The organism is Halomonas aquatica (genome assembly GCF_040196335.1).
Lineage (GTDB): Bacteria > Pseudomonadota > Gammaproteobacteria > Pseudomonadales > Halomonadaceae > Halomonas > Halomonas aquatica.
Map to the genome: position 1 here is coordinate 457289 of NZ_JBEGCJ010000002.1, position 20517 is coordinate 477805.

The window sequence follows — 20517 nt, forward strand, 5'->3', positions numbered from 1 at the left end:
CCGCGGCGCCGCTCACTGCTTGTCCTTTCCCAGGTCGTCGTCGGAGGTACCGCCCTGATTGATGGTCTTCTGCCAGAACTTCATGTTCTCCTCGGCCATCTCGCGCATCAGTTCCATGGGGGAGTGCCGCATGGCCTGCTGCCACTGGTCCTGCATGCGGTTCTGCTGCTCCAGCATCAGTTTGGTGCCCTGCTCAAGGTAGCGGGAAAGGGGCAACGGCTGGGCCATGTCGTAGACCCGAATGAACTGGGCGAGCAGGTCGTTGGAGAACACCTGTGCATCGCCATCGGCCTGCTCCTGCTCGATGATGATCGACAGCAGGATGGTGCGGGTCAGGTCCTCGCCGCTCTTGGCATCCTCGACCCGGAAGGGCACCTCGTCGATGATCAGGCCCCGCAGGTCCTCGAGGGTCACATAGCGGCTCTGTTCGGTATCATAGAGTCTGCGGTTGGCATATTTGCGAATCACGCGCACGGCGCTGCTCCTTGTTCATTGAAGAGGCGGCTGCCCCTATCAGAGCTATTGTGCACCGCGACACCATGCATGCAAGGCATAGACCCTATTCTGTCTCCAACTCGACGTGGCCCCATGAACCTGATCCTGCTATCCCCCGAGGACATCGAGAACCATCGGCTGGCCCGGGTGCGCGACCCGCGCCGACTGGCGCACCTTCGTGAGGTGCATCGTGCCCGCCCCGGGGACACCCTGACGCTAGGCCTCGAGGGTGGGCGACTGGGACGCGGCGAACTGCTGGCCATGGACGACGACGAGGCACTGTTCGATGTCACTACCCTGGATCAGGCGCCTCCGCCGGCGCTGCCGGTGCACCTGGTGCTTGCCCTGCCGCGCCCCCGAATGCTGGCGCGCAGCCTGGAGCATGTCACGTCACTGGGGGTCAAGCGGATCACCCTGCTCAACACCCGCCGGGTCGAAAAGAGCTACTGGCAGTCGCCGGAACTCGATGACGAGAAGATCCGCCGCCACCTGGTTCTCGGCCTGGAGCAGGCCCGCGACACCCTGATGCCCGAGGTGACCCTGGCCAAGGGCTTTCGGCCCTTCATCGAGGACCGGCTGCCGGGCCTGCTCGAGGGCCGCCGGGGCCTGGTGGCCCATCCTGGCATGCCAAACGGCTGCCCCCGCGGCCTCGATGAGCCGGTCCTGCTGCTGGTGGGACCTGAGGGTGGCTTCATTCCCTGGGAGGTGGAGCGACTGCTCGAGGCCGGCTGCGAGGGCATCCACCTGGGGCCGCGCATCCTGCGGGTGGAGACTGCGGTCACCGCCCTGCTCGCCCGGCTCTTCTGACCCGAACCTTTGCGGCACAGAAGGAAGGACCGCAAGCCGCACTAGTCGTCTTCGGCGGGGTCATGGGAGACGAACGGGGAATCCTCGTCACAGTCGGGCTCGGTGAGGAAGGTCTCTCGCACGTCGAGCAGCCCCAGGTGGCCGATGGAACGTCGCCCCAGCAACAGCGGGTAGTTCATCTCCTCGCGGTCGCGCAGTCCGAACTGTTCCTCGTAGATGGTATCGCCCAGGCAGACATTCATCAGCACCACCGGCCGCTCATCGGTTCCACCCGCACCGCGCACCCTGAGGTCGCGGTACAGCGGCAGTTCCATGCGCTCGGAGAAGGTCTCGCCACTGGCCTCGTCCTCTAGCTTCAGGCGAAAGCGGACCCACTCGTCGCCGTCCTTCTCGAAGGTCTCGATATCACGCGCGTCCAGCGACGAGGTCAGGGCCCCGCTGTCGAGCTTGGCCTTCACCTCGACGTCCAGGGGTTCCAGTGTCGCCTTCTCCACCCAGCCGAAGACCCTAACCTCGCCGGAGGCCACGGCCGGAGACGCGGCACACAGCAGAAGGGCGGCAAGCAGGGGCAGGCGGTAACCGGTCGGCCTCATGGTCTCCTCGGGATCAGGGGTCAACGCTGCAGGCGCTCCAGCAGGCTGACGGTCGCGAAGCCATCCGGCGTGGTGCCGATGGCGGCCTGGAACTCGCGCAGGCCCCGGCGGGTATTGGGGCCCATGATCCCATCCGGCACGCCCACCTCGAAGCCACGCTGGTTGAGCAGGCGCTGCATCTCGCGCACCTGGCTGCGGCTCAGCGGCCGCTGCTCCCGGGGCCATCCCTGCACCACGCCCCCACGGCCGGCGATCTCGTCGGCCAGGGTGCCCACCGCCAGGGCGTAGCTGGTGGCATTGTTGTAGCGCAGGATGGCCCGGAAGTTGGGGCCGACGAGGAAGGCCGGTCCCTCGGCACCGCCCGGCACGAGCACAGAGGCCATCTCGAAATCGGGCAACGACTCCCCGTCCAGGGTGCGCACGCCTCGCTCGGCCCACTCGCGGCTGGATTGACGGTGGGTCAGCTCGGTCCGGGCGTAGTCGAAGTCGTCGGGGAGTCGTACCTCGGTGCCCCAAGGCTGGCCAGGCTTCCAGCCGGCGCGGTCCAGATAGTTGGCGGTGGAGGCCATCACGTCGGGAATGCTGCCCCAGATGTCCCGTCGCCCGTCGCCGTCGCCGTCCACCGCATAGGCCTCGAAGCTGGAGGGGATGAACTGTGTGTGCCCCATGGCTCCGGCCCAGGAACCGAGCATGCGTTCGGACGAGATATCCCCGGCGTCAAGGATACGCAGCGCCGCGAGCAGTTCCGCACGAGCGAAGTCGCGCCGCCGGCCGTCGAAGGCCAGGGTGGCCAGGGCCTCCAGAGTCGAGAAGTCGCCGAAGTTCCCGCCATAGTTGCTCTCGATCCCCCAGATGGCGACGATCACCTCGGCCGGCACCCCGAAGCGTTGTTCCGTTTCGCGGGCCGTGGCGCGATGCTCGGCCAGTCGCTGGCGTCCGTTGGTCACCCGGGTCGATGAGACGGCACTGTCCAGATACTGCCAGATCGGCCGCACGAACTCGGGCTGGGAACGATCGAGCTCGATCACCCGAGGGCGATAGCGCAGGCCTTCCAGGGCTCTCGCCAGGGTCGATGCAGAGATGCCCTCGGCCAGGGCCTCGCGCCGAAAACGCGACAGCCAGCCTTCGAAATCCACCTTGGCGGACTGCTCGGCGGTATCGACCACGGCCACCGTGATCGTCGTATCGCGTTCCTGTGCACGCGCTACGCTGTTCTCGCCGGTCGGGGTCGCCTGGCAGCCGGCCAGCAGGGCCAGCAGCAGGGAGGGGGTCAGCATCCGTTTCATCATTGCTCCTGCGGGACATGTCCATGAACCGCCCGATCATCGCCCAGAACTGTCCGCCAGGCCAGCCCGTTCAAGCGCCGATGAGCCGCCAGATCAGGAGGCCGTGACAGGCCAGCACCACCAGGGTCAGGAGGGTGCGCAGGGACTGGTACCAATCGGGAAGCTTCGCCCTTCCTTCCCGGGACAGCTCGTGGCCGCGCACCAGCGCAAAGCCCGCAGCCAGCACCCAGGCAGCGGTGAGCGGATGGAGCAGCAGGGCCGGCCAGGCCAGCAGGCTGGGCACCATCGCGAGCACCATCCGGGCCCGGAAGGGGGCCTCGCCAGGGCGTTCCCGGCACATGGCGACACCCCACTGCACCCCACCCAGGAAGGAAAGGATCACCGCGCCGTAGCCGAGGAAGGCGCGGATGGCGAGGACCTGCCAGGCGATCGGGGCCAGCCAGGCCGCCGCCACAGCGATCAGGAAGGGCAGCAGGCCAGCCAGGCCTAGCCACAGCGGCAGGCGCGGAATCGGTGCACGCATCATGAGACCTCCGGCCGATGGGTCTGGCCAGACGCCTGCCACAGGTCCGCGTACGCGCCTTCGGGATCGTAGCGCTCGGCCTGGTCATGAACGTCAAGGGCCCGCGGACGCGTGTTGCGACCCACCCCGGCCAGGTAGCGCCAGTTGCCCCAGTTGCTGGCGACGTCGTGATCGATCAGGCAGTGCTCGAACCAGGCCGCGCCGAGCCGCCAATCGCCCCCAATGTCGCGCAGCAGGAAGCTGGCTGCATTCTGGCGAGCCCGATTGGAGAGCCAGCCGGTGGCGGCCAGCTCGCGCATCGCCGCATCCACGAAGGGAACACCGGTGCGCCCCTCGCACCAGGCACGGACGTCATCGGCGGCTGTCGGAAGCGCGCGTCGGCCGAACAGCGACGCCCCCTCCTGCCATGCCGCCCAATGGAAGTAGTCGCGCCACAGCAGCTCGAAGATGACCCAGTAGCTTGAGTCGTTGGCGCCGTGCCTGGCCTCCCAGGCGCGCACGGCGTCATGTACCTGGCGCGCGGACAGGCAGCCCTGTGCCAGCCAGGGCGATAGCCGTGTGGAGAAGTCCGATCCGGACAGGCCATTGCGGGTCTGCTTGTAATCCGCCACCGCTCCGCCGTCCCGGAGATAATGGTCGAGCCGCGCCCATCCCGGCGTCTCTCCACCGGCATAGGCAAAGCCGCCACGCCGGTCCGGCGACCAGGAAGCCGCTCGGCCGCAGACCTTGTGCAGCGGCGGGAAGCCTCGCGGGGCACCCTCCGGCCAGCTGGGCAGGGTCACCGGGGCCGGGACGGCGCCGGGGACCGACCAGGCCTCCTCCACCTTGCGGCGGAAGGCCGAGAAACTGCCGGGCAGGTCGCCGATCGCCATGGGCAAGGAGGCTTCATCGAGCAGCGTGCCACTCTCATGGCGGGACAGGGTCACGGAACCGTTGAGCCGTTCGGCCAGTCGCGCGGTGGACTGCCTCTCCTCCCAGCCAGCATCCGCGCGAACCCGCACCTCGTCGATCTCATGCTCGGTGGCCATCGCCGCTACCGCATCCACGGGGTTGTCGATGCGCACCAGCAGGTCGCTGCCGCGCTTGAGCAGTTCGCCACGCAGCTCGATAAGGCTCTGCCAGAGAAACTGCAGGCGAGACGGTCCGATGCGTGGCGCCTCGAGGCCTGGGACGGGCGTCAGCCATGCCGCGTCAAGCACGTAGACGCACAACAGTGACTCGGGCGGCGCCGAGAAGTGGAAAAGAGGGTTGTCGGCCAGGCGCAGATCGCTGCGCAGCCATATCAGCGTCCGGCTCATTGCGCACGCTCCAGTCGACGGGCATCGCCGCGACATCGCTCGCTGCAGTGGCGAACCTCTTCCCAGCAACGCAACCACTTGCGACGCCAGGCGAAAGGACGGGCGCAATGCGCGCACACCTTGGAGGGGAGATGCGGCTTGCGGTGCATGGGAAATCCTGAAAAGTGGACACCGAAATATATTAGTACAATATTTGTACAAATAATACCACCTGCCGGCCCTTGTGTGCCCGGCAACGACCGGGGCCGCCCGAAGGCGGCCCCGTCACGTTCGACCCGATTCAGGAAGGCGTCCGTCCCCCGGGCTCGCCTCGATCATGGGGCTCGGTCTCCAGGCCACTCTTCAGTTCGTGGGTCAGGGGATTATAGTGGGGCTTGAGCTCGTCCTTGACGGTGCCACTCCACAGCCGGACGCCGACGAAATACCCTGCGCGGCCGATCACATGGGCCGCCACCGGAGCGGTCATGAGAATGAAGAAGATCACGCCAAGGGCCCGCGCCACCACGGCCACCTCGGCGAAATGAACAGCCACCGCGAGCATGATCAGGGTGGCCCCCAGGGTCGCGGCCTTCGTGGTCGCGTGCATGCGGGTCAGCAGGTCGGGAAGGCGCACCAGGCCAAGCGCCGCCAGAAACATGAAGATCGCCCCGGACAGAATCAGGGTCCCCTTGAGAAACTCAATCATCTCGAGGTCCTCCGCGCTCCAGGAATCGGGCGAAGCCGATGGCGGCCATGAACGCCATCAGCGCCATGACGATGGCCACATCGAGCAGGCTCGGCACATCAGTGGCGATAGCCACCACGCCGATGATGCCGACGAGGATCGAAGAGAAGAGCTCCAGCGCCACCACCCTGTCCGGCAGGCTGGGGCCGCGAAACAGGCGCACGAAGGCCAGGCACAGCGCCAGGGCCATCACCGCCAGGCTCAGCAGGATCAGGGTCGACAAGGGGTCACCTCCTATCACTAGTGAAACAGCTCCAGAGCCCGACGCTCCAGCACCGCCAGGCTGCGCCGAAGTTCCTGCTCATCGTCCAGGAACATGGCGTGGATGTAGAGCACGCGGCGATCGTCGGAAACATCCAGGCTCAGGGTGCCCGGCGTCAACGAGATCAGGTTGGCGACCAGGGCAATCTCGAACTCGCTGCTGGCTTTCAGAGGCATGGCGATCACTCCCGGCTTCATGTACCAGGGCGGAGTGACGATGTCGTAGGAGACCTTCAGGTTGGCCATCACCAGTTCCTTGAGGAAGAAACCGACGAAGCGGATCAGACGCGGCAGACGCTGCGCGTAACCGGCCAGCGACGGTACCTGGGGCTGGATCAGCGCCAGCACAAGGTATCCGAAGATCAGGCCGGCCAGTAGATTGAGACCACTGAAGTCGCCGGTAAGCACCACCCAGGCGACGCCCAGCAGCAGATTCCAGACGCCCCCGATCATGGCACCACCTCCCCGGTCTCACCGAGCACAGCCTCGATGTAACGCTCGGGTGACAGCAACTGGCCGGCGGAAGCCTCGGCCAGGGCATAGATGGGCCCGGCATTGAGGCCGATGAACAGGGTGCAGAGCGCCAGGCCGACCACCGGCGCGGTCATCAACCACATCTCGCGATGCTTGACCACCGGTTCGGCGTCGCCGTCAGCGTCCAGGGGCGCCGCTTTCCAGAACACCTCGGACCAGATCTTGATCATCGAATAGAGGGTTAGCAGGCCCACCAGCAGGGCGATGAAAGTCACACCGTAGGCCTCGGCCTCGATGCCGGCACGGATCACGATGAACTTGGCGAAGAAGCCGGAGAGCGGCGGCATGCCGGCCAGAGAGAGCGCAGGGATCAGGAACAGGACCGCCAGCCAGGGGTGGGTGCGATAGAGCCCGCCCAGCGACTTCAGCTGGTAGGTGCCGCGCAGCCGGTGGACGATACCGCTGACCAGAAAGAGAGTCGTCTTCACGATGATGTGATGCATGATGTAGAAGACCCCGCCGATGATTGCCAGGGGCGTGAAGAGCGCCAACCCCAGGATCATGTAACCGATCTGGCTCACGATGTGGAACGACAGGATGCGCCGGAACTCGAACTGCGCCGCCGCGCCCAGCACCCCGGAGAGCATGGTCAACCCCGCGCCCCACAGAAGGATCTCGTGGGTATAGCCCGGGTTCTGGTGGAAGATAAGCGTGAACACCCGGAATAGCGCATAGACCCCAACCTTGGTCAGCAGGCCGGCGAACAGCGCCGAGACGGCCACCGGCGGGGTGTGGTATGAGGCCGGCAGCCAGAAGAACAACGGGAAGGCCGCCGCCTTGATGCCGAAGGCCACCATGAACATCATCGCCAGGACATCGACCATGCCGCTGTCCTCCTGGGCCGCCAGGCGACGGGCGATGTCGGCCATGTTGAGCGTGCCTACCATGCCATAGAGCAGCCCCACCGCGACCAGAAAGATCACCGAGGAAACCAGGTTGAGGGTGACGTACTTGATCGCCCCCTCCATCTGCGGCTTCTCGCTGCCGAGGATCAGCAGCGCGAAGGATGCCACCAGCATCACCTCGAACCAGACATAGAGGTTGAAGATGTCGCCGGTCAGGAAGGCGCCGGCGACCCCGGCCAGCAGCAGGTGCATCAACGGGAAGTAGCCATAGGCCTCGTGGCCGCGTCCGACCGTAGCCAGCGAGAAGAGCGCCACGGCGAAGCCGATGATACCGGTGAGCACCACCATGATCGCCCCCAGCAGGTCGGCCACCAGGCTGATGCCGAAGGGTGCCGGCCAGCCGCCCATGTGCATCACCAGGATGCCGTCGCGGTTGACCGTGGTCAGCAGCCACAAGCTGGTCAGCAGCAGGCTGGCGGTGCCGGCCACGGCGATGAAGCGCTGCATGCTCCGGGAGCGCCAAAACATCAGCGACAGGGCCCCGGACAGCAACGGGATGAGGATGGGCAGCGCGATCTGGGGGTTCACGTGTCAGTATCCTTCATCTTGTCCAGATCATCGGCGCCCACGACCTCCCAGGCGCGTCGCACCAGCACCACGGCAAACGACAGCACCCCGAAGGCAATGACAATGGCCGTAAGCACCAGCGCCTGGGGCAGCGGGTCAGCCACCGCGCTCGCCGGCGCCGAGAGGCCCTCGGGCACTAGCGGCGGAGCGCCGCGCACCATGCCCGCCGTAGCGAAGATCAGCAAGTTGGCGGCATTCGATAGCAGCATCAGCCCGATCACCAGCTTGACGATGGAACGGCGCAGCATCATATAGATGGCGGCGGTGAACAGGATGCCGATGGCGATGGCCATCAAGGGTTCCATGGTGCCTCCTCAGCGTGCGTCGTCTTCCTGATCGGTCTTGACCAGGGCGGTGATCGCCGTGAGCACAGAACCCACGACCACCAGATAGACGCCGATATCGAAGATCAGCGGCGTAGATGCCTTGAAGTCGATGACCGGGATGGTCCACCACTGGGCCGTGAAGAAGGGATCACCAACCCACCAGCCCGGCAGCGTCGAGACCACGCCGAGCACCAGCCCCATGGCGACCAGATCGCGAGGCGACACCTTGAGCATCTCCTTGAGGGCATGGCGCCCATAGGCAAAGAGATAGAGCGCGAAGGCCCCCGCCGCCACCAGGCCGGCGATGAAGCCGCCTCCAGGCTCATCGTGCCCCCGCAGCAGCAGGAACAGCGAAAAGAGCAGCTGCAGCGGCAGCAGCAGCCGCGCCGCCACATTGAGGATCAGGGTGCCCGATCTAACCATCGTCGCTCTCCGTCGGCGGGGAGGGGTGCTGAGCATCGTACTCCTCGGCATGGAAGCGCAGCATGGCGAAGACACCGATGGCCGCCAGCGCCAGCACGAACATTTCGCCCAAGGTATCCAGCGCCCGGAAGTCGACCAGGATGACGTTGACGATGTTGTGGCCGTACCCCAACGGCTGGCTATTGGCGACCATGTAGTCCGAGATCCGCGGCAACCGTTCGCCGGCGAGCACCGACAGCATAAGCAAGGTGATCAGGCCGCCAGTGAGACTCGCCACCACCAGGTCGCGCAGCCGCTCGATGGGCGTGGAGAGCGTGGCGAAGCGCGGCAGACGGAACAGCACCAGCACCAGCAGGATCACCGTCAGGGTCTCCACCAGCAACTGGGTGATCGCAAGATCCGGGGCGCTGAAGAGCACGAAGGTCAGGGCGATGGAGAATCCCATGATGCCCAATGCCGCGACAGCCGCCAGGCGCGACCTCATCACGCAGGCCGCCACGGCCCCGGCGACCATCAGACCGGCAACCACGGCCTCGTGCAGGTACACATCCAGGGCGACATCGAGCGTGAAGGTGTGGCGAAAGAACAGCGCATGGCCGACCAGGCCGACCAGCACCAGCAGGGTCGTCAGCAGGTAATTGCGGATATGGCCGTTCTGCAGCACGCGGGTCTGCCAGTCGGCGACGGCCACCATGCCATCCATCAGCGCGTCGTAGCCGGCCTCGGGGCCGCGGGCCATGAGCGGTGCGAGGCGGGCCAGGCGCGCCCGCAGGAGATCCCAGTGGCGGTAGGTCAGAAGGCCCAGCGCAAGGCTCGCCAGTGACAGCAAGAGCGGCAGGTTGAGCCCGTGCCACAGCGCCAGATGCACCTCGGCCGCGGGCGCGCCGATGCCGGCCAGAGTGGCGGCCACCAGCGGGTCAAGCAGGCCCGGTGCCAGGCCGAAGCCAAGCGACAGCACGGCAAGCAGCGCAGGGCCCGCGAGCATCACCACGGGCACCTCGTGGGGCGCCCTCGGGGTCTGGCGCGTAGCACCGTAGAACGGCCGCAGGGCGACGATGGCCGCGACGGCCAGGGTCAGGAAAGCCGCCGTGAAGGCGAGCAGCAGGATCAGTGGCCGCCAGGCCTCGGCGGCCAGCACCGAGGCGAGCATCGCCTCCTTGCCCACGAAGCCCAGCAGCGGCGGCAGCCCGGCCAGCGACAGCGCCGCGACGAACGCGACGGCAGCGCTGAGCGGCATTGCTCGACGCAGCCCACCCATGGCGGTGACGTCCTTGGTGCCGGTCGCGTGGTCGAGGATGCCGGCCACCATGAACAGCGCGCCCTTGTAGAGCGAATGGGCCAGCAGGAAGATCACGAAGGCGACCAGCGCTCCGGACGTACCGATGCCGAGCAGCAGCGTCAGGGTGCCCAGCGCCATCACCGTGGAGTAGGCCAGCAGCGTCTTGACGTTGGTGTGCTGGATCGCCAGGAAGGCGCCGGTGAGCATGGTCACCGAGCCGACGAGCGACAGGGTGGTCACCCAGAGGTCGGTGCCGCCGAGGGTGGGGTGCAGGCGGGCCAGCAGGTAGATACCGGCCTTGACCATGGTCGCCGAGTGCAGATACGCCGAGACCGGCGTGGGAGCCGCCATGGCATTGGGCAGCCAGAAGTGGAAGGGAAATTGCGCCGACTTGGTGAAGGCGCCCAACAGCACGCAGAGCAGCAGCGGCGTATAGAGCGCATGGTCGCGCAGCATCTCGCCACGCTGACTCAACTCGGCAAGCGACCAGCTGTCACCCGCCTCGGCGAGCATGACGAAGCCGGCCAGCAGCGCCAGCCCGCCGCCCACGGTGACGAAGAGCCCCTGCAGGGCTGCCTTGCGGGCCGCGGGGTCGGTGTGATTGAAGCCGATCAGCAGATAGGAGGTGATGCTGGTGAGCTCCCAGAAGACGAAGAGCGTGACCAGGTTGTCGGCGAGCACCAGGCCGAGCATCGACATCATGAAGGCGGTGATGACCACCAGAAAGCGCGGCAGGTCGCGATGACCGCGCAGGTATTCCCCGGAGTAGACCAGCACCAGGGCGCCGATCACCGTTATCAGCAGGGCGAACAGCCAGGCGAGCCCGTCAATCAGGAAAGTCAGGGTGATGTCGAGCCCGGGCACCCAGGACCACTCCAGCAGCAGGACCTCGCCGGCGGCGATTGACGACCACTGGCCGACCAGCCAGGCGGCGATCGACGCCGGCAGCAAAGCCATCACCCTCGGCGTCCGGGCCCCGAACCACTGATGCAGCAGTGGAGCCAGGCTCGCCATCACGAAACCTCCCAGCACGGCAAGTTGCATCGGCCACCCTTCCTGTGACGATGGAGCACGCGATAGCATCGGGCCCCTTCAACGAGGTTCGTCCACTCTAGAGAGACAAAGTGTTGAAAGGCAAGGAGGCAGCGAGGAAATTCGCTTTGCGTTAAAGTGGCAGAGAGCCTGACCATGGGGGGCTCCGACTCAGGGACGGGGTGCGATCACATGTCGCTTGCGTCATCCTGTTCCCCGGGCGCGTTGTCCCGACGCCCTCCCCGTTTCTGAACCCGCGCAGGATGACCGATACATGACACTGCTGTGGATAGCCATGCTGCCCCTGCTGGGGGTTCTGGTGCCCGCGTTTACCGCGCAACGCGGTCGATGCTTCTGCTCCCTGGCCACCGCGCTGCTGCCCGCGCTGGCGCTGCTGCTGATGCTCGGCCAGCTTCCCGCCCTGGCGGCCGGCGAGACGTTGCGTTTCGCCGTCGAGTGGGTGCCCACTCTCGGCCTCGATCTGGCCTTCAGGCTGGACGGCCTGTCGGTGCTGTTCAACCTGCTGATCATGGGTATCGGCCTGCTGATCCTGCTATATGCGCATTATTACCTGTCTCCGGGTGAGCCCTACGGGCGCTTCTACGCCTACCTGATCCTGTTCATGGCCTCCATGGTAGGCATAGTGATGGCCGACAACCTGCTGCTGCTGTGGATGTTCTGGGAACTGACCAGCATCTCCTCCTTCCTGCTGATCGGCTTCTGGTCGCATAGAAGCGATGCTCGCAAGGGGGCCCGCATGGCACTGACCGTGACCGGGGCCGGCGGTCTGGCGCTGCTCGCCGGCCTGTTGCTGCTTGGCGACTTGGCCGGCAGCTACGACATGCAGGTAGTGCTCGAGAGTGGCACCACCATTCTCGCCGACCCACGCTACCCCTGGATGCTGGTGCTGGTCCTGCTAGGCGCCTTCACCAAGTCGGCTCAGTTCCCGTTCCAGTTCTGGCTGCCCCATGCCATGTCCGCGCCGACCCCGGTCTCTGCCTACCTGCACTCGGCGACCATGGTCAAGGCCGGCATCTTCCTGATGGCACGCCTGCACCCGGCCATCGCCGGCAGCGAGCTGTGGTCGGCGATCGTCTCGCTGGTCGGCATGGCCACCTTGCTCTACGGCGCCTGGTTCGCCCTGCTCAAGACCGACCTCAAGGGCATCCTGGCCTTCTCCACGGTCAGCCACCTGGGGCTGATCACCGTACTGCTGGGCATCGGCACTCCCATGGCGGTATTGGCGGCGCTCTTCCACATCCTCAACCACGCCACCTTCAAGGCGGCGCTGTTCATGTGCGCGGGCATCATCGACCATGAGACCGGCACCCGGGAACTGGGCCGCCTCGGCGGGCTGCGCCGGGCCATGCCGGTCACCGCGGTGTTGACCAGCGTGGCAGGGGCCGCCATGGCCGGGGTGCCACTGCTCAACGGTTTTCTGTCCAAGGAGATGTTCTTCACCGAGACATTGGTGAGCCCGGTGCTGGGCGGGCTGAGCTGGCTGCTGCCGGTACTCGCCACGCTGGGCGGCATTCTCTCGGTGGCGTACTCGCTGCGCCTGGTGCATGCGGTCTTCTTCAAGCCGGCCCGCGAGGCAACGCCGCAATCGCCCCACGAGCCGCCCTGGCTGATGCGCGCCCCGGTGGTGCTGCTGGTGGTGCTGTGCGTGGTGGTGGGCCTGGCCCCCGTGCTGGCGGAGGGACTGCTGGGCCTGGCCCTGGCGCCGGTACTGGGCGAGGCGTTCGCCTTCCATCTGGCGATCTGGCACGGGATCAACCTGCCGCTGCTGATGAGCCTGGTGGCGCTGGTCGCCGGGGTGGCCACCTACTGGCGCCACCCCGACCTGCGCCGCTTCCTCAAAGGATTTCGCCCGGTAGATGCCCTGCTGGTATTCGAGGCCGCCGTGCAGCGGCTGGGGCGCGGCTCGGAGGCCGGTCTGGCCCGCTTCGATGGCGGCTCGCTGCAGCGCTACATGAGCTGGCTGCTGCTCGCTGCCCTGTTGATGGGCAGCCTGGGCCTGGCCGGCATGCCACTGCTCACCGGCAGCCAGGGCAACCAGCCCCTCGACGGCATCCTGCTGCTGGGGGCCGGTCTGCTGATCTTCGGCGGCATAGGCACCGCGGCCACCCACCGCTACCGCCTGATCTCGCTGCTGATGCTCTCTGTGGTGGGGCTGGTGGTCGCCCTGACCTTCGCCCGCTTCTCCGCGCCCGACCTGGCGCTGACCCAGCTGTCGGTGGAAGTGGTGACCATGATCCTGCTGATGCTGGCGCTGTTCTTCCTGCCCCAGAAGACCCCCCGGGAGTCCTCACGTCTCCGCAGCCTGCGTGACGTGGTGCTGGCCGGCGCCCTGGGCATGGTGGTCGCCAGCCTCAACTACGCGGTGCTGACCCGCGACAATGCGTCCATCTCCGGCTTCTTCCTGGAGAACAGCGTTCCCGGCGGCGGCGGCCACAACGTGGTCAACGTCATCCTGGTGGACTTCCGGGGCTTCGATACCCTTGGCGAGATCACCGTGCTGGCGCTGGCGGGCCTGGCCATCTTCAAGCTACTCAACCGGCTGCGGCTGTTCATGCCGCACAGCGACGGCGAGGGCCGACTATGGTCTCCGGACCGCTATCCGGCGATCCTCACCTCTATCTCCATGGCCCTGCTGCCGTTGGCCCTGCTGGTGTCGGCCTTCATCTTCCTGCGCGGCCACAACCAGCCCGGCGGCGGCTTCATCGCCGGCCTGGTCACCGCCGTGGCGCTGATCCTGCTCTACATGGCCCGCGGCGTGGAGTGGTCCCAGCAGCGCCTCGACTTCCCCTTTCAACCGGTGGCGATCGCCGGGGTAGCCATCGCCACCCTCACCGGGCTCGGCAGCTGGCTGCTCGGCCATCCCTTCCTGACCTCGGCGTTCGGTCACTTCCACCTGCCGCTGATAGGCGACTTCGAGCTGGCCACCGCCATGCTGTTCGACCTGGGCGTCTACCTGGCCGTGGTGGGGGCCACGCTGATGATCCTCGCCAATCTGGGCAAGGTCACCACCCCTCACCGTCCGGCCAAGGAAGCCACCAGCAGCTTCGACACCTCTCCCACCTCGCGACCCGGCAAGGAGAAACACTGATGGAAAGCCTCTACGCCATCACCACCGGCGTGCTGACTGCCTGCGGGCTCTACCTGGTGCTGCGCGGCCGCACCTTCCCGGTGGTGGTCGGCCTCACCCTGCTTTCCTATGCGGTCAACCTCTTCCTGTTCTCCATGGGCGGGCTGACCACCGACGGGGCCGCCATCCTCGAGGGACCGGCGGACTATGCCGACCCGCTGCCTCAGGCGCTGGTGCTCACCGCCATCGTGATCGGCTTCGCCATGACCGCCTTCGTGGTGATCCTGGCCATGCGCGCGCGCAGCGAGGCAGGCAACGACCATGTCGACGGCCGCAAGCATGAAGACAGGGAGGACCGCTCGTGATGCAGCATCTGATCGTCCTGCCCGTGGTGCTGCCGCTGGTCGCCGGCATCCTGCTGCTCTACCGCCGCCAGGGAGCCACCCGGGCCAAGCGCCTGGTCGGGGTCGTGGCCACGGCACTGCTGGTGGTGGTCGGCATCGCCCTGGTGGCGCGTGCCGCCGGCGGCGAGGTCACCTACTATGCACTGGGCGACTGGCAGCCGCCCTTCGGCATCGTGCTGGTGCTCGACCGCCTCTCGGCGCTGATGGTGCTGCTCACCGCGGTGCTCGCCCTGGGGGCAGTGGTGTTCGCCTGTGCCGGCGATGACGAGCGCGGAAGCAACTTTCATGGTCTCTTCCAGTGGCAGCTGATGGGCATCAACGGCGCCTTCCTCACCGGCGACCTCTTCAACCTCTTCGTGTTCTTCGAGGTGCTGCTGCTGGCCTCCTACGCCCTGCTGCTGCACGGCGGCGGCAAGGCGCGCATCCAGGCCGGGGTGCACTACGTGGTGCTCAACCTGGCCGGTTCCTCGCTGTTCCTGATCGCCGTGGGCGTCCTCTACGGTGCCACCGGCACCCTCAACATGGCCGACATGGCGGTGCGCCTCGGCGAGCTTCCCGCCGAGCGGGCCGGGCTGGTCACCGCCGGCGGCCTGATGCTGCTGGTGGTGTTCGGCCTCAAGGCCGCGATCCTGCCGCTCTACTTCTGGCTCCCGCGGGCCTATGCCGCCGCCCCGGCGCCGGTGGCGGCGCTTTTCGCCATCATGACCAAGGTCGGCATCTACGCCATCCTCCGAGTCTATTCGCTGGTCTTCGGCGAGCATGCCGGACCACTGGCAAACCTCGAACAGGCCTGGGTATGGTGGCTGTCGCTAGGCACCCTGGTGGTGGCCGGCGTCGGCGTGCTGGCCGCCCGGGATCTGCGCCTGCTGGTGGCCTACCTGGTGCTGGTCTCGGTGGGCAGCTTGCTTGCCGGCATCGGCATGGGCTCGCCGGCCGCCGTCTCTGCCCTGCTCTACTACCTGGTGCACAGCACCCTGATCACCGGCGGGCTCTTCCTGCTGGCCGAGCTGATCGGCCTGCAGCGCGGCAAGGCCGGCACCCGCCTGGTCAAGGGCCGTCCCCTGCATCAGGGCGGCTGGCTGGCAGGGCTCTTCTTCGTCGGCGCCGTGGCGGTGGCCGGCCTGCCCCCGCTGTCCGGGGCCATCGGCAAGGCCCTGCTGATGGCCTCGGCCGAAGGGGGGCAGCGCGCCTGGCTGTGGCCGATCCTGCTGGGCACCGGCCTGTGTGCGCTGATCGCCCTGTCGCGTGCTGGCTCCACGCTATTCTGGCGCAGCCAGGGAGAGCCGATGGGCCTGCCCCTGCCCCGACGCCAGTGGTTCGGGGTCGCCTGGCTGCTGGGTGCCTCACCGCTGCTGGTGGTCCTGGCCGGTCCGGTCAGCGACTACACTCGAGCCACCGCCGACCAGTTGGCCAACCCTCAGGTGATGGTCAACGCCCTGTTGAACGATGCCGGAGGCACGCCATGATCAAGCCACGCCCTTGGCTGCCTACCCCACTGCTGTCGATCCTGCTGCTGGCGGTGTGGCTGCTGCTGGTGCGCAGTACGGCCTTCGGCCAGTTCGTGCTGGGCACGGTCCTGGCGGTGGTGATACCGCTCGCCACCCACCGATTCTGGGATGCCCAGCCTCATGTGGCCCGGCCCTGGCTGCTGCTGCGCTTCGTGTTGCGCGTGCTCGGCGACATCCTCGTCGCCAACATCGAGGTGGCCTGGCTGATCGTCAATCCCTGGCGACGGCTGCGCCCGCATTTCGTGGAATACCCGCTGATGCTGGAGGACCGCTTCACCATCACCCTGCTGGCCAACACCATCAGCCTGACCCCGGGCACGGTATCGGCCAACCTGCGCCTGGACGGCCGGACGCTTCTGATCCATGCCCTGGACGTGGAGGACGAGGCGGCGCTGATCGCGCACATCCGTGAACGCTACGAGCAGCCGCTGAAGGAGATCTACGAATGCTAGACCTTGCCCTGTGGACCAGCATGGCCCTGGTGGTGGCGGCCCTGCTGCTCAACGTCTATCGCCTGACGGTGGGGCCGGACATGCCGGACCGGATCCTGGCGCTGGACACCATGTACGTGAACTCCATCGCGCTGATCGTGCTGATGGGACTCTGGCTGAACACCAAGACCTACTTCGAGTCGGCGCTGCTGATCGCCATGCTCGGGTTCATCAGCACCGTGGCGGTCTGCAAGTACCTGCTGCGTGGCGACATCATCGAATAGGAGGCCCCATGACGCTGTACGTGTTCCTCGAGGGCGTGATCGCCTTCCTGCTGATCGCCGGTGGCGCCTTCGCCTTCATCGGCTCTCTGGGCATGGCCCACCTGCGCGACTTCTTCATGCGCCTGCACGGGCCCACCAAGGCCACCACTCTGGGGATCGGCTGCATGCTGGTGGCCTCGATGCTCTATTTCTGGGTGATCGAAGGTAAGCCCGACATCCAGGAGATGCTGATCACGCTGTTCCTGTTCATCACCGCCCCGGTCAGCGCCCACCTGCTGGCCAAGACCGGCCTGCATCTGCAGCTCCGACACGAGGACAGGACCCGCGGCAACCCGCCCGAACTGCGCGACGAGGAGATCGGCGAAAAGCCGGTACCGCACCCCGATCGTGGCCATGGCTGATACGCTTCAGGCCCGTCAATGGCAGGCCTGAAGCGTTAACCTCGGCTAGATACAGACAGGAACCACCCCATGACAGGCACTACACCCAGCCGCCGAGCTCGTTCTCGATCACCGAGAGCAGCGCGGCGATGTGGTCGTCGCGGTCATTCAGGCAGGGGATATAGGTGAAGGTCTCGCCGCCAGCCGCGAGGAAGCTCTCGCGGATCTCCTCCTCAATCTCCTCGAGGGTCTCCACGCAGTCCGACGAGAAGGCCGGCGACACCACCGCAATGTGCTTCCTGCCCTGACGGGCGAGCTCGGCGACATGTTCCACGGTGGCCGGCCCCACCCACTCCTCGGGACCAAACTTGGACTGGAAGGCGGTCTGGATGGCCTCCTCCTCCCAGCCCAGGCGTTCGCGCAGCAGTCGCGTGGTCTTCTGGCACTGGCAGTGGTAGGGGTCACCCTCCAGCAGGTAGCGCTTTGGCACCCCGTGGTAGGAGGCCACCAGCACCTCCGGTGGTGTCTTGGCAGCCTCATATGCCTCGCGCACCGAACTCGCCAGGGCATCCTGATAGGCGGGGTGTTCGAAGTAAGCCGGCACGGTGCGCAGGGCCGGCTGCCACTTGAGCGTCATCAGGGTGCGGAAGGCCTGGTCATTGGCAGTGGCCGTGGTCGGCGAGGCGTACTGGGGATAGAGCGGGAAGAACAGTATCCGCTCGCAGCCCTCGGCCTGCATGCGCCGCAGTACGCTGTCGGTGGAGGGGTTGCCGTAGCGCATGCAGAAATCCACCAGCACTCGGTCGCCGTGACGCTCGGCCAGCCCCTTCGCCACCTTGCGGGTCTGCTCTCGTGTGATGGTAAGCAGCGGGCTCTCGTCCTGCTCGGTGTTCCAGATCCCCCGGTAGGCCTTTCCGGACGTAAAGGGCCGACGGGAGAGGATGACCAACTGCAGCAGGGGCTGCCATTTCCAGTCGGCGTAATCGACCACCCGCTTGTCGGAGAGGAACTCGCTGAGATAACGCCGCATCGACCAGTAGTCAGTGGCATCCGGGGTGCCGAGGTTCGCCAGCACCACCCCGACCTTGCCCCTGGGCACGGCGGGGTGATCGGCGGGGGCATGGGTCAGGCGTCCCTCGCCGGGTCGGTCGAGGTCGCGGGCAGTGGAGGGAGACTCGGGGGCAGCCATGGTGCACGATCCTTTTTGGTGGCACGAGGTGGTGACACGAGTGAACGGTATGTCGTGGTGTTCCTGTCAGGCCTAGAGACTACCACCGGCAGGCACACTCGCGGAATCAAGTTATACTATCAGGATCATTTGTACAACTCTTGGATAATTCATGTCCAACCCCCTGATTCTGCTCCTCGGCGATCAGCTGAGCCACGAGATCGCCAGCCTGCGAGACCTGCCGGAGGGCGCCGTCATCGCCCTGTGCGAGGTGGCAGCCGAGGGGACCTATGTGCCCCACCACCCCCAGAAGATCGCCCTGATCTTCTCGGCCATGCGCCACTTCGCCGAAGAGTTGCGCGAGCGCGGCCGTTTAGTCCACTACAGCGCGCTGGAAGACGACGACAACGTTCAGGACCTGCTCGGTGAGGCAGAGCGCCTGGCCAGCCTGTACGGCTGCGACGAGATCCGCGCGGTGCGCCCCGGCGAGTGGCGCCTGTGGCAAGCGATGCAGGCCCGTGCCACGGCATCCCTCCCCTGGCGCCTGCTCGAGGACGATCGCTTCTTCAGCACGCCCGAGACGTTTGATGCCTGGGCCCGGGGGCGCAAGGCACCCCGCCTGGAGCACTTCTATCGACTGATGCGTCGACGGACCGGCCTGCTGATGGAGGGAGACGAGCCCGCCGGGGGCCGTTGGAACTTCGACCATGACAACCGCGAGCCCCTGCCGTCGGAGGCTCGCTTTCCCGCGCCTCCCCGACACGCCCGGGACGCCACCACCGAGGCGGTGCTGGCGCTGGTGGCGTCGCATTTCGACCGCCACTTCGGGCACCTCGAGAGCTTCCACTGGCCGGTGACCCGCCGGCAGGCCCTGGACGAGCTGGAGCACTTCCTCGAGTACCGGCTGCCGGCATTCGGTCGCTTCCAGGACGCCATCAGCGACAGCGAGCCCTTCCTCTACCATTCCCGGCTCTCCGCGGCGCTCAACCTCGGGCTGCTCTTGCCCCGGGAGGTGTGCGAGGCGGTCGAGCGCGAATACCGCGAGGGTCGCGCCCCGCTGAATGCCGTCGAGGGCTTCATCCGCCAGGTGCTCGGCTGGAGGGAGTACGTGCGCGGGCTCTACTGGACGCGCATGCCCGACTACAAGCGCGGCAATGCCCTGGGGGCCGAGCGCAGCCTGCCGAGCTTCTTCTGGAGTGGTGAGACCGAGATGCGCTGCCTGCGTCGCGCCATCGAGATGACCCGCGACCATGCCTATGCCCACCATATCCAGCGCCTGATGGTCACCGGCAACTTCGCCCTGCTGTGCGACGTGGCCCCCGAGGCCCTCTGCGACTGGTACCTGGCCGTCTATGCCGATGCCTGCGAGTGGGTGGAGCTACCCAATACCCTGGGGATGGTGCTGCATGCCGATGGCGGACTGATGGGCTCGAAGCCCTACTGCGCCTCGGGAAAGTACATCGATCGCATGTCGGACCACTGCCGGGACTGTCGCTTCGACCCCAAGCAGGCCATAGGCGAGGAGGCCTGCCCGTTCAACAGCCTCTACTGGGACTTCCTCGAGCGCCACGCCGACACCCTGAGCGCCAACCCCCGCATGAAGCTGATCTATGGCAGCCTGTCGCGCATGAAGCAGGAGCGGCGCGACGCCATGCGGCGCCAAGCCGCGAGCTTCCTGGACCAGCTCGACGCCGAGCCCGCCTATTCACCCGCCCATTCATCCACCCATGGCAAGAACGAACATAGGGCGGGCTATGACGCCAAGGAGACGACACCATGATACGCCGCAAGACCCTCGAGGCCCGCGCCCCGGTGACACTTTTCCACGACGGCCACTGCCCGCTGTGCCAGCGCGAGGTGGCCTGGCTGGTGCGCCACCCGCGGCGGGAGCGAGTCCGGCTGGTGGATATCCAGGCACCGGACTTCGATGCCGAGACCCTGGGCAGCAGCTTCGAGGCGATGATGGGCAGGCTTCACGTCCGCGACGACGACGGGCGATGGTTCGTGGGCATGGACGCCAGCCGGGCCCTTTATGCGGTGCTGGGCTATAGACGGCTGGTGTGGCTGAGCACCCTGCCGGGGATCGGTGGGCTGATGGACGCGGGGTATCGCTGGTTCGCCCGCCGTCGCGTTCGCCTGGGACGCTGGCTACAACGGCGGGGCAATGGATAGAGCGGAATGGAGCGCGGAAGGCGCCGGCA

General features: G+C 66.7%; 23 protein-coding genes. 9 read left to right on the plus strand and 14 right to left on the minus strand.

Annotated elements, in window-relative coordinates; genetic code table 11:
* Positions 1-12: 12 nt before the first annotated feature.
* Positions 13-474, minus strand: coding sequence for a polyhydroxyalkanoate synthesis repressor PhaR (gene phaR, locus ABE960_RS05255; protein ID WP_349761187.1), 462 nt, complete (start codon positions 472-474; stop codon positions 13-15).
* 114 nt (positions 475-588) lie between these two features.
* On the opposite strand from phaR, the gene ABE960_RS05260 reads away from it, so the two are divergent.
* Positions 589-1302 carry a 16S rRNA (uracil(1498)-N(3))-methyltransferase gene (locus tag ABE960_RS05260; RefSeq protein ID WP_349761188.1) on the plus strand — a complete coding sequence of 238 codons (714 nt, stop codon included), beginning with the start codon at positions 589-591 and terminating at the stop codon, positions 1300-1302.
* A 41-nt stretch (positions 1303-1343) separates the two neighbouring features.
* Here ABE960_RS05260 and rloA3 read toward each other — a convergent pair whose 3' ends face one another.
* From rloA3 to ABE960_RS05320, 12 genes are all read right to left on the minus strand, one after another.
* Positions 1344-1895, minus strand: a complete 552-nt coding sequence (gene rloA3, locus ABE960_RS05265; RefSeq protein WP_349761189.1) for a retropepsin-like aspartic peptidase RloA3 — start codon at positions 1893-1895, stop codon at positions 1344-1346.
* Between the two features lie 20 nt (positions 1896-1915).
* Positions 1916-3172: a lytic murein transglycosylase gene (locus ABE960_RS05270; RefSeq protein ID WP_432765347.1), complete on the minus strand. Its 1257-nt coding sequence runs from the start codon at positions 3170-3172 to the stop codon at positions 1916-1918.
* A gap of 79 nt (positions 3173-3251) precedes the next feature.
* On the minus strand, positions 3252-3707 hold the full coding sequence (locus tag ABE960_RS05275) for a DUF3429 domain-containing protein (RefSeq protein WP_349761191.1): 456 nt from the start codon (positions 3705-3707) through the stop codon (positions 3252-3254).
* Positions 3704-5002 (minus strand): DASH family cryptochrome, encoded by a 1299-nt coding sequence (locus ABE960_RS05280; protein ID WP_349761192.1) that lies wholly within the window; start codon positions 5000-5002, stop codon positions 3704-3706. Before ABE960_RS05280 ends, ABE960_RS05275 begins: the two co-directional genes overlap by 4 nt.
* Positions 4999-5151: a DUF2256 domain-containing protein gene (locus ABE960_RS05285; protein WP_349761193.1), complete on the minus strand. Its 153-nt coding sequence runs from the start codon at positions 5149-5151 to the stop codon at positions 4999-5001. Before ABE960_RS05285 ends, ABE960_RS05280 begins: the two co-directional genes overlap by 4 nt.
* A gap of 131 nt (positions 5152-5282) precedes the next feature.
* Positions 5283-5687 (minus strand): monovalent cation/H(+) antiporter subunit G, encoded by a 405-nt coding sequence (mnhG, locus tag ABE960_RS05290; protein ID WP_349761194.1) that lies wholly within the window; start codon positions 5685-5687, stop codon positions 5283-5285.
* Entirely contained in the window at positions 5680-5949 is a 270-nt protein-coding gene (locus ABE960_RS05295; protein ID WP_349761195.1) for an MrpF/PhaF family protein, read from the minus strand. Before ABE960_RS05295 ends, mnhG begins: the two co-directional genes overlap by 8 nt.
* Positions 5950-5966: 17 nt before the next feature.
* Positions 5967-6440: a Na+/H+ antiporter subunit E gene (locus ABE960_RS05300; RefSeq protein WP_349761196.1), complete on the minus strand. Its 474-nt coding sequence runs from the start codon at positions 6438-6440 to the stop codon at positions 5967-5969.
* Positions 6437-7954 (minus strand): Na+/H+ antiporter subunit D, encoded by a 1518-nt coding sequence (locus ABE960_RS05305; protein ID WP_349761197.1) that lies wholly within the window; start codon positions 7952-7954, stop codon positions 6437-6439. Before ABE960_RS05305 ends, ABE960_RS05300 begins: the two co-directional genes overlap by 4 nt.
* Entirely contained in the window at positions 7951-8298 is a 348-nt protein-coding gene (locus tag ABE960_RS05310; protein WP_349761198.1) for a Na+/H+ antiporter subunit C, read from the minus strand. The genes ABE960_RS05305 and ABE960_RS05310 overlap by 4 nt, the downstream gene beginning before the upstream one ends.
* Before the next feature lie 9 nt (positions 8299-8307).
* Positions 8308-8742: a Na+/H+ antiporter subunit B gene (locus ABE960_RS05315; RefSeq protein WP_349761199.1), complete on the minus strand. Its 435-nt coding sequence runs from the start codon at positions 8740-8742 to the stop codon at positions 8308-8310.
* A complete protein-coding gene (locus tag ABE960_RS05320) occupies positions 8735-11065 on the minus strand; it encodes a putative monovalent cation/H+ antiporter subunit A (RefSeq protein WP_349761200.1) in 2331 nt (776 codons plus the stop codon). Before ABE960_RS05320 ends, ABE960_RS05315 begins: the two co-directional genes overlap by 8 nt.
* A 262-nt stretch (positions 11066-11327) precedes the next feature.
* Here ABE960_RS05320 and ABE960_RS05325 point away from each other — a divergent pair, with 262 nt between their 5' ends.
* From ABE960_RS05325 to ABE960_RS05350, 6 genes are read left to right on the plus strand one after another with little or no spacing between them, the layout of a single operon-like run.
* Positions 11328-14162, plus strand: coding sequence for a monovalent cation/H+ antiporter subunit A (locus ABE960_RS05325; RefSeq protein ID WP_349761201.1), 2835 nt, complete (start codon positions 11328-11330; stop codon positions 14160-14162).
* Positions 14162-14506, plus strand: a complete 345-nt coding sequence (locus tag ABE960_RS05330) for a Na+/H+ antiporter subunit C (protein ID WP_349761202.1) — start codon at positions 14162-14164, stop codon at positions 14504-14506. Before ABE960_RS05325 ends, ABE960_RS05330 begins: the two co-directional genes overlap by 1 nt.
* A complete protein-coding gene (locus ABE960_RS05335) occupies positions 14503-16011 on the plus strand; it encodes a monovalent cation/H+ antiporter subunit D (protein WP_349761203.1) in 1509 nt (502 codons plus the stop codon). Before ABE960_RS05330 ends, ABE960_RS05335 begins: the two co-directional genes overlap by 4 nt.
* A complete protein-coding gene (locus ABE960_RS05340) occupies positions 16008-16505 on the plus strand; it encodes a Na+/H+ antiporter subunit E (protein ID WP_349761204.1) in 498 nt (165 codons plus the stop codon). The genes ABE960_RS05335 and ABE960_RS05340 overlap by 4 nt, the downstream gene beginning before the upstream one ends.
* Positions 16499-16768, plus strand: a complete 270-nt coding sequence (locus ABE960_RS05345) for a K+/H+ antiporter subunit F (protein ID WP_151443168.1) — start codon at positions 16499-16501, stop codon at positions 16766-16768. Before ABE960_RS05340 ends, ABE960_RS05345 begins: the two co-directional genes overlap by 7 nt.
* Positions 16769-16776: 8 nt before the next feature.
* Positions 16777-17169 (plus strand): Na+/H+ antiporter subunit G, encoded by a 393-nt coding sequence (locus ABE960_RS05350; protein ID WP_349761205.1) that lies wholly within the window; start codon positions 16777-16779, stop codon positions 17167-17169.
* 79 nt (positions 17170-17248) lie between these two features.
* Here the strand turns inward: ABE960_RS05350 and hemH are convergent, their stop codons facing one another.
* Positions 17249-18337, minus strand: a complete 1089-nt coding sequence (hemH, locus tag ABE960_RS05355; protein WP_349761206.1) for a ferrochelatase — start codon at positions 18335-18337, stop codon at positions 17249-17251.
* A gap of 151 nt (positions 18338-18488) precedes the next feature.
* Between hemH and ABE960_RS05360 the strand changes: the two genes are divergently transcribed.
* Both ABE960_RS05360 and ABE960_RS05365 read left to right on the plus strand, forming a co-directional pair.
* Complete coding sequence (locus ABE960_RS05360; protein ID WP_349761207.1) at positions 18489-20096, plus strand: cryptochrome/photolyase family protein; 1608 nt, start codon at positions 18489-18491, stop codon at positions 20094-20096.
* The gene (locus tag ABE960_RS05365) at positions 20093-20488 is read left to right on the plus strand and encodes a thiol-disulfide oxidoreductase DCC family protein (protein ID WP_349761208.1); all 396 of its coding nucleotides are present in this window, start codon (positions 20093-20095) and stop codon (positions 20486-20488) included. Before ABE960_RS05360 ends, ABE960_RS05365 begins: the two co-directional genes overlap by 4 nt.
* Positions 20489-20517 lie beyond the last annotated feature (29 nt).

Bases quoted from the DNA above. Each gene is read 5' to 3' on its own strand.
- ABE960_RS05270 (WP_432765347.1), bottom strand. From the start codon at position 3,172: ATGCTGACCCCCTCCCTGCTGCTGGCCCTGCTGGCCGGCTGCCAGGCG.
- ABE960_RS05320 (WP_349761200.1), bottom strand. From the start codon at position 11,065: ATGCAACTTGCCGTGCTGGGAGGTTTCGTGATGGCGAGCCTGGCTCCA.
- ABE960_RS05310 (WP_349761198.1), bottom strand. From the start codon at position 8,298: ATGGAACCCTTGATGGCCATCGCCATCGGCATCCTGTTCACCGCCGCC.
- ABE960_RS05360 (WP_349761207.1), top strand. From the start codon at position 18,489: ATGTCCAACCCCCTGATTCTGCTCCTCGGCGATCAGCTGAGCCACGAG.
- ABE960_RS05315 (WP_349761199.1), bottom strand. From the start codon at position 8,742: ATGGTTAGATCGGGCACCCTGATCCTCAATGTGGCGGCGCGGCTGCTG.
- ABE960_RS05260 (WP_349761188.1), top strand. From the start codon at position 589: ATGAACCTGATCCTGCTATCCCCCGAGGACATCGAGAACCATCGGCTG.
- ABE960_RS05340 (WP_349761204.1), top strand. From the start codon at position 16,008: ATGATCAAGCCACGCCCTTGGCTGCCTACCCCACTGCTGTCGATCCTG.
- ABE960_RS05275 (WP_349761191.1), bottom strand. From the start codon at position 3,707: ATGATGCGTGCACCGATTCCGCGCCTGCCGCTGTGGCTAGGCCTGGCT.
- ABE960_RS05285 (WP_349761193.1), bottom strand. From the start codon at position 5,151: ATGCACCGCAAGCCGCATCTCCCCTCCAAGGTGTGCGCGCATTGCGCC.
- ABE960_RS05350 (WP_349761205.1), top strand. From the start codon at position 16,777: ATGACGCTGTACGTGTTCCTCGAGGGCGTGATCGCCTTCCTGCTGATC.
- hemH (WP_349761206.1), bottom strand. From the start codon at position 18,337: ATGGCTGCCCCCGAGTCTCCCTCCACTGCCCGCGACCTCGACCGACCC.
- ABE960_RS05325 (WP_349761201.1), top strand. From the start codon at position 11,328: ATGACACTGCTGTGGATAGCCATGCTGCCCCTGCTGGGGGTTCTGGTG.
- ABE960_RS05330 (WP_349761202.1), top strand. From the start codon at position 14,162: ATGGAAAGCCTCTACGCCATCACCACCGGCGTGCTGACTGCCTGCGGG.
- ABE960_RS05280 (WP_349761192.1), bottom strand. From the start codon at position 5,002: ATGAGCCGGACGCTGATATGGCTGCGCAGCGATCTGCGCCTGGCCGAC.
- mnhG (WP_349761194.1), bottom strand. From the start codon at position 5,687: ATGATTGAGTTTCTCAAGGGGACCCTGATTCTGTCCGGGGCGATCTTC.
- ABE960_RS05365 (WP_349761208.1), top strand. From the start codon at position 20,093: ATGATACGCCGCAAGACCCTCGAGGCCCGCGCCCCGGTGACACTTTTC.
- ABE960_RS05345 (WP_151443168.1), top strand. From the start codon at position 16,499: ATGCTAGACCTTGCCCTGTGGACCAGCATGGCCCTGGTGGTGGCGGCC.
- ABE960_RS05300 (WP_349761196.1), bottom strand. From the start codon at position 6,440: ATGATCGGGGGCGTCTGGAATCTGCTGCTGGGCGTCGCCTGGGTGGTG.
- rloA3 (WP_349761189.1), bottom strand. From the start codon at position 1,895: ATGAGGCCGACCGGTTACCGCCTGCCCCTGCTTGCCGCCCTTCTGCTG.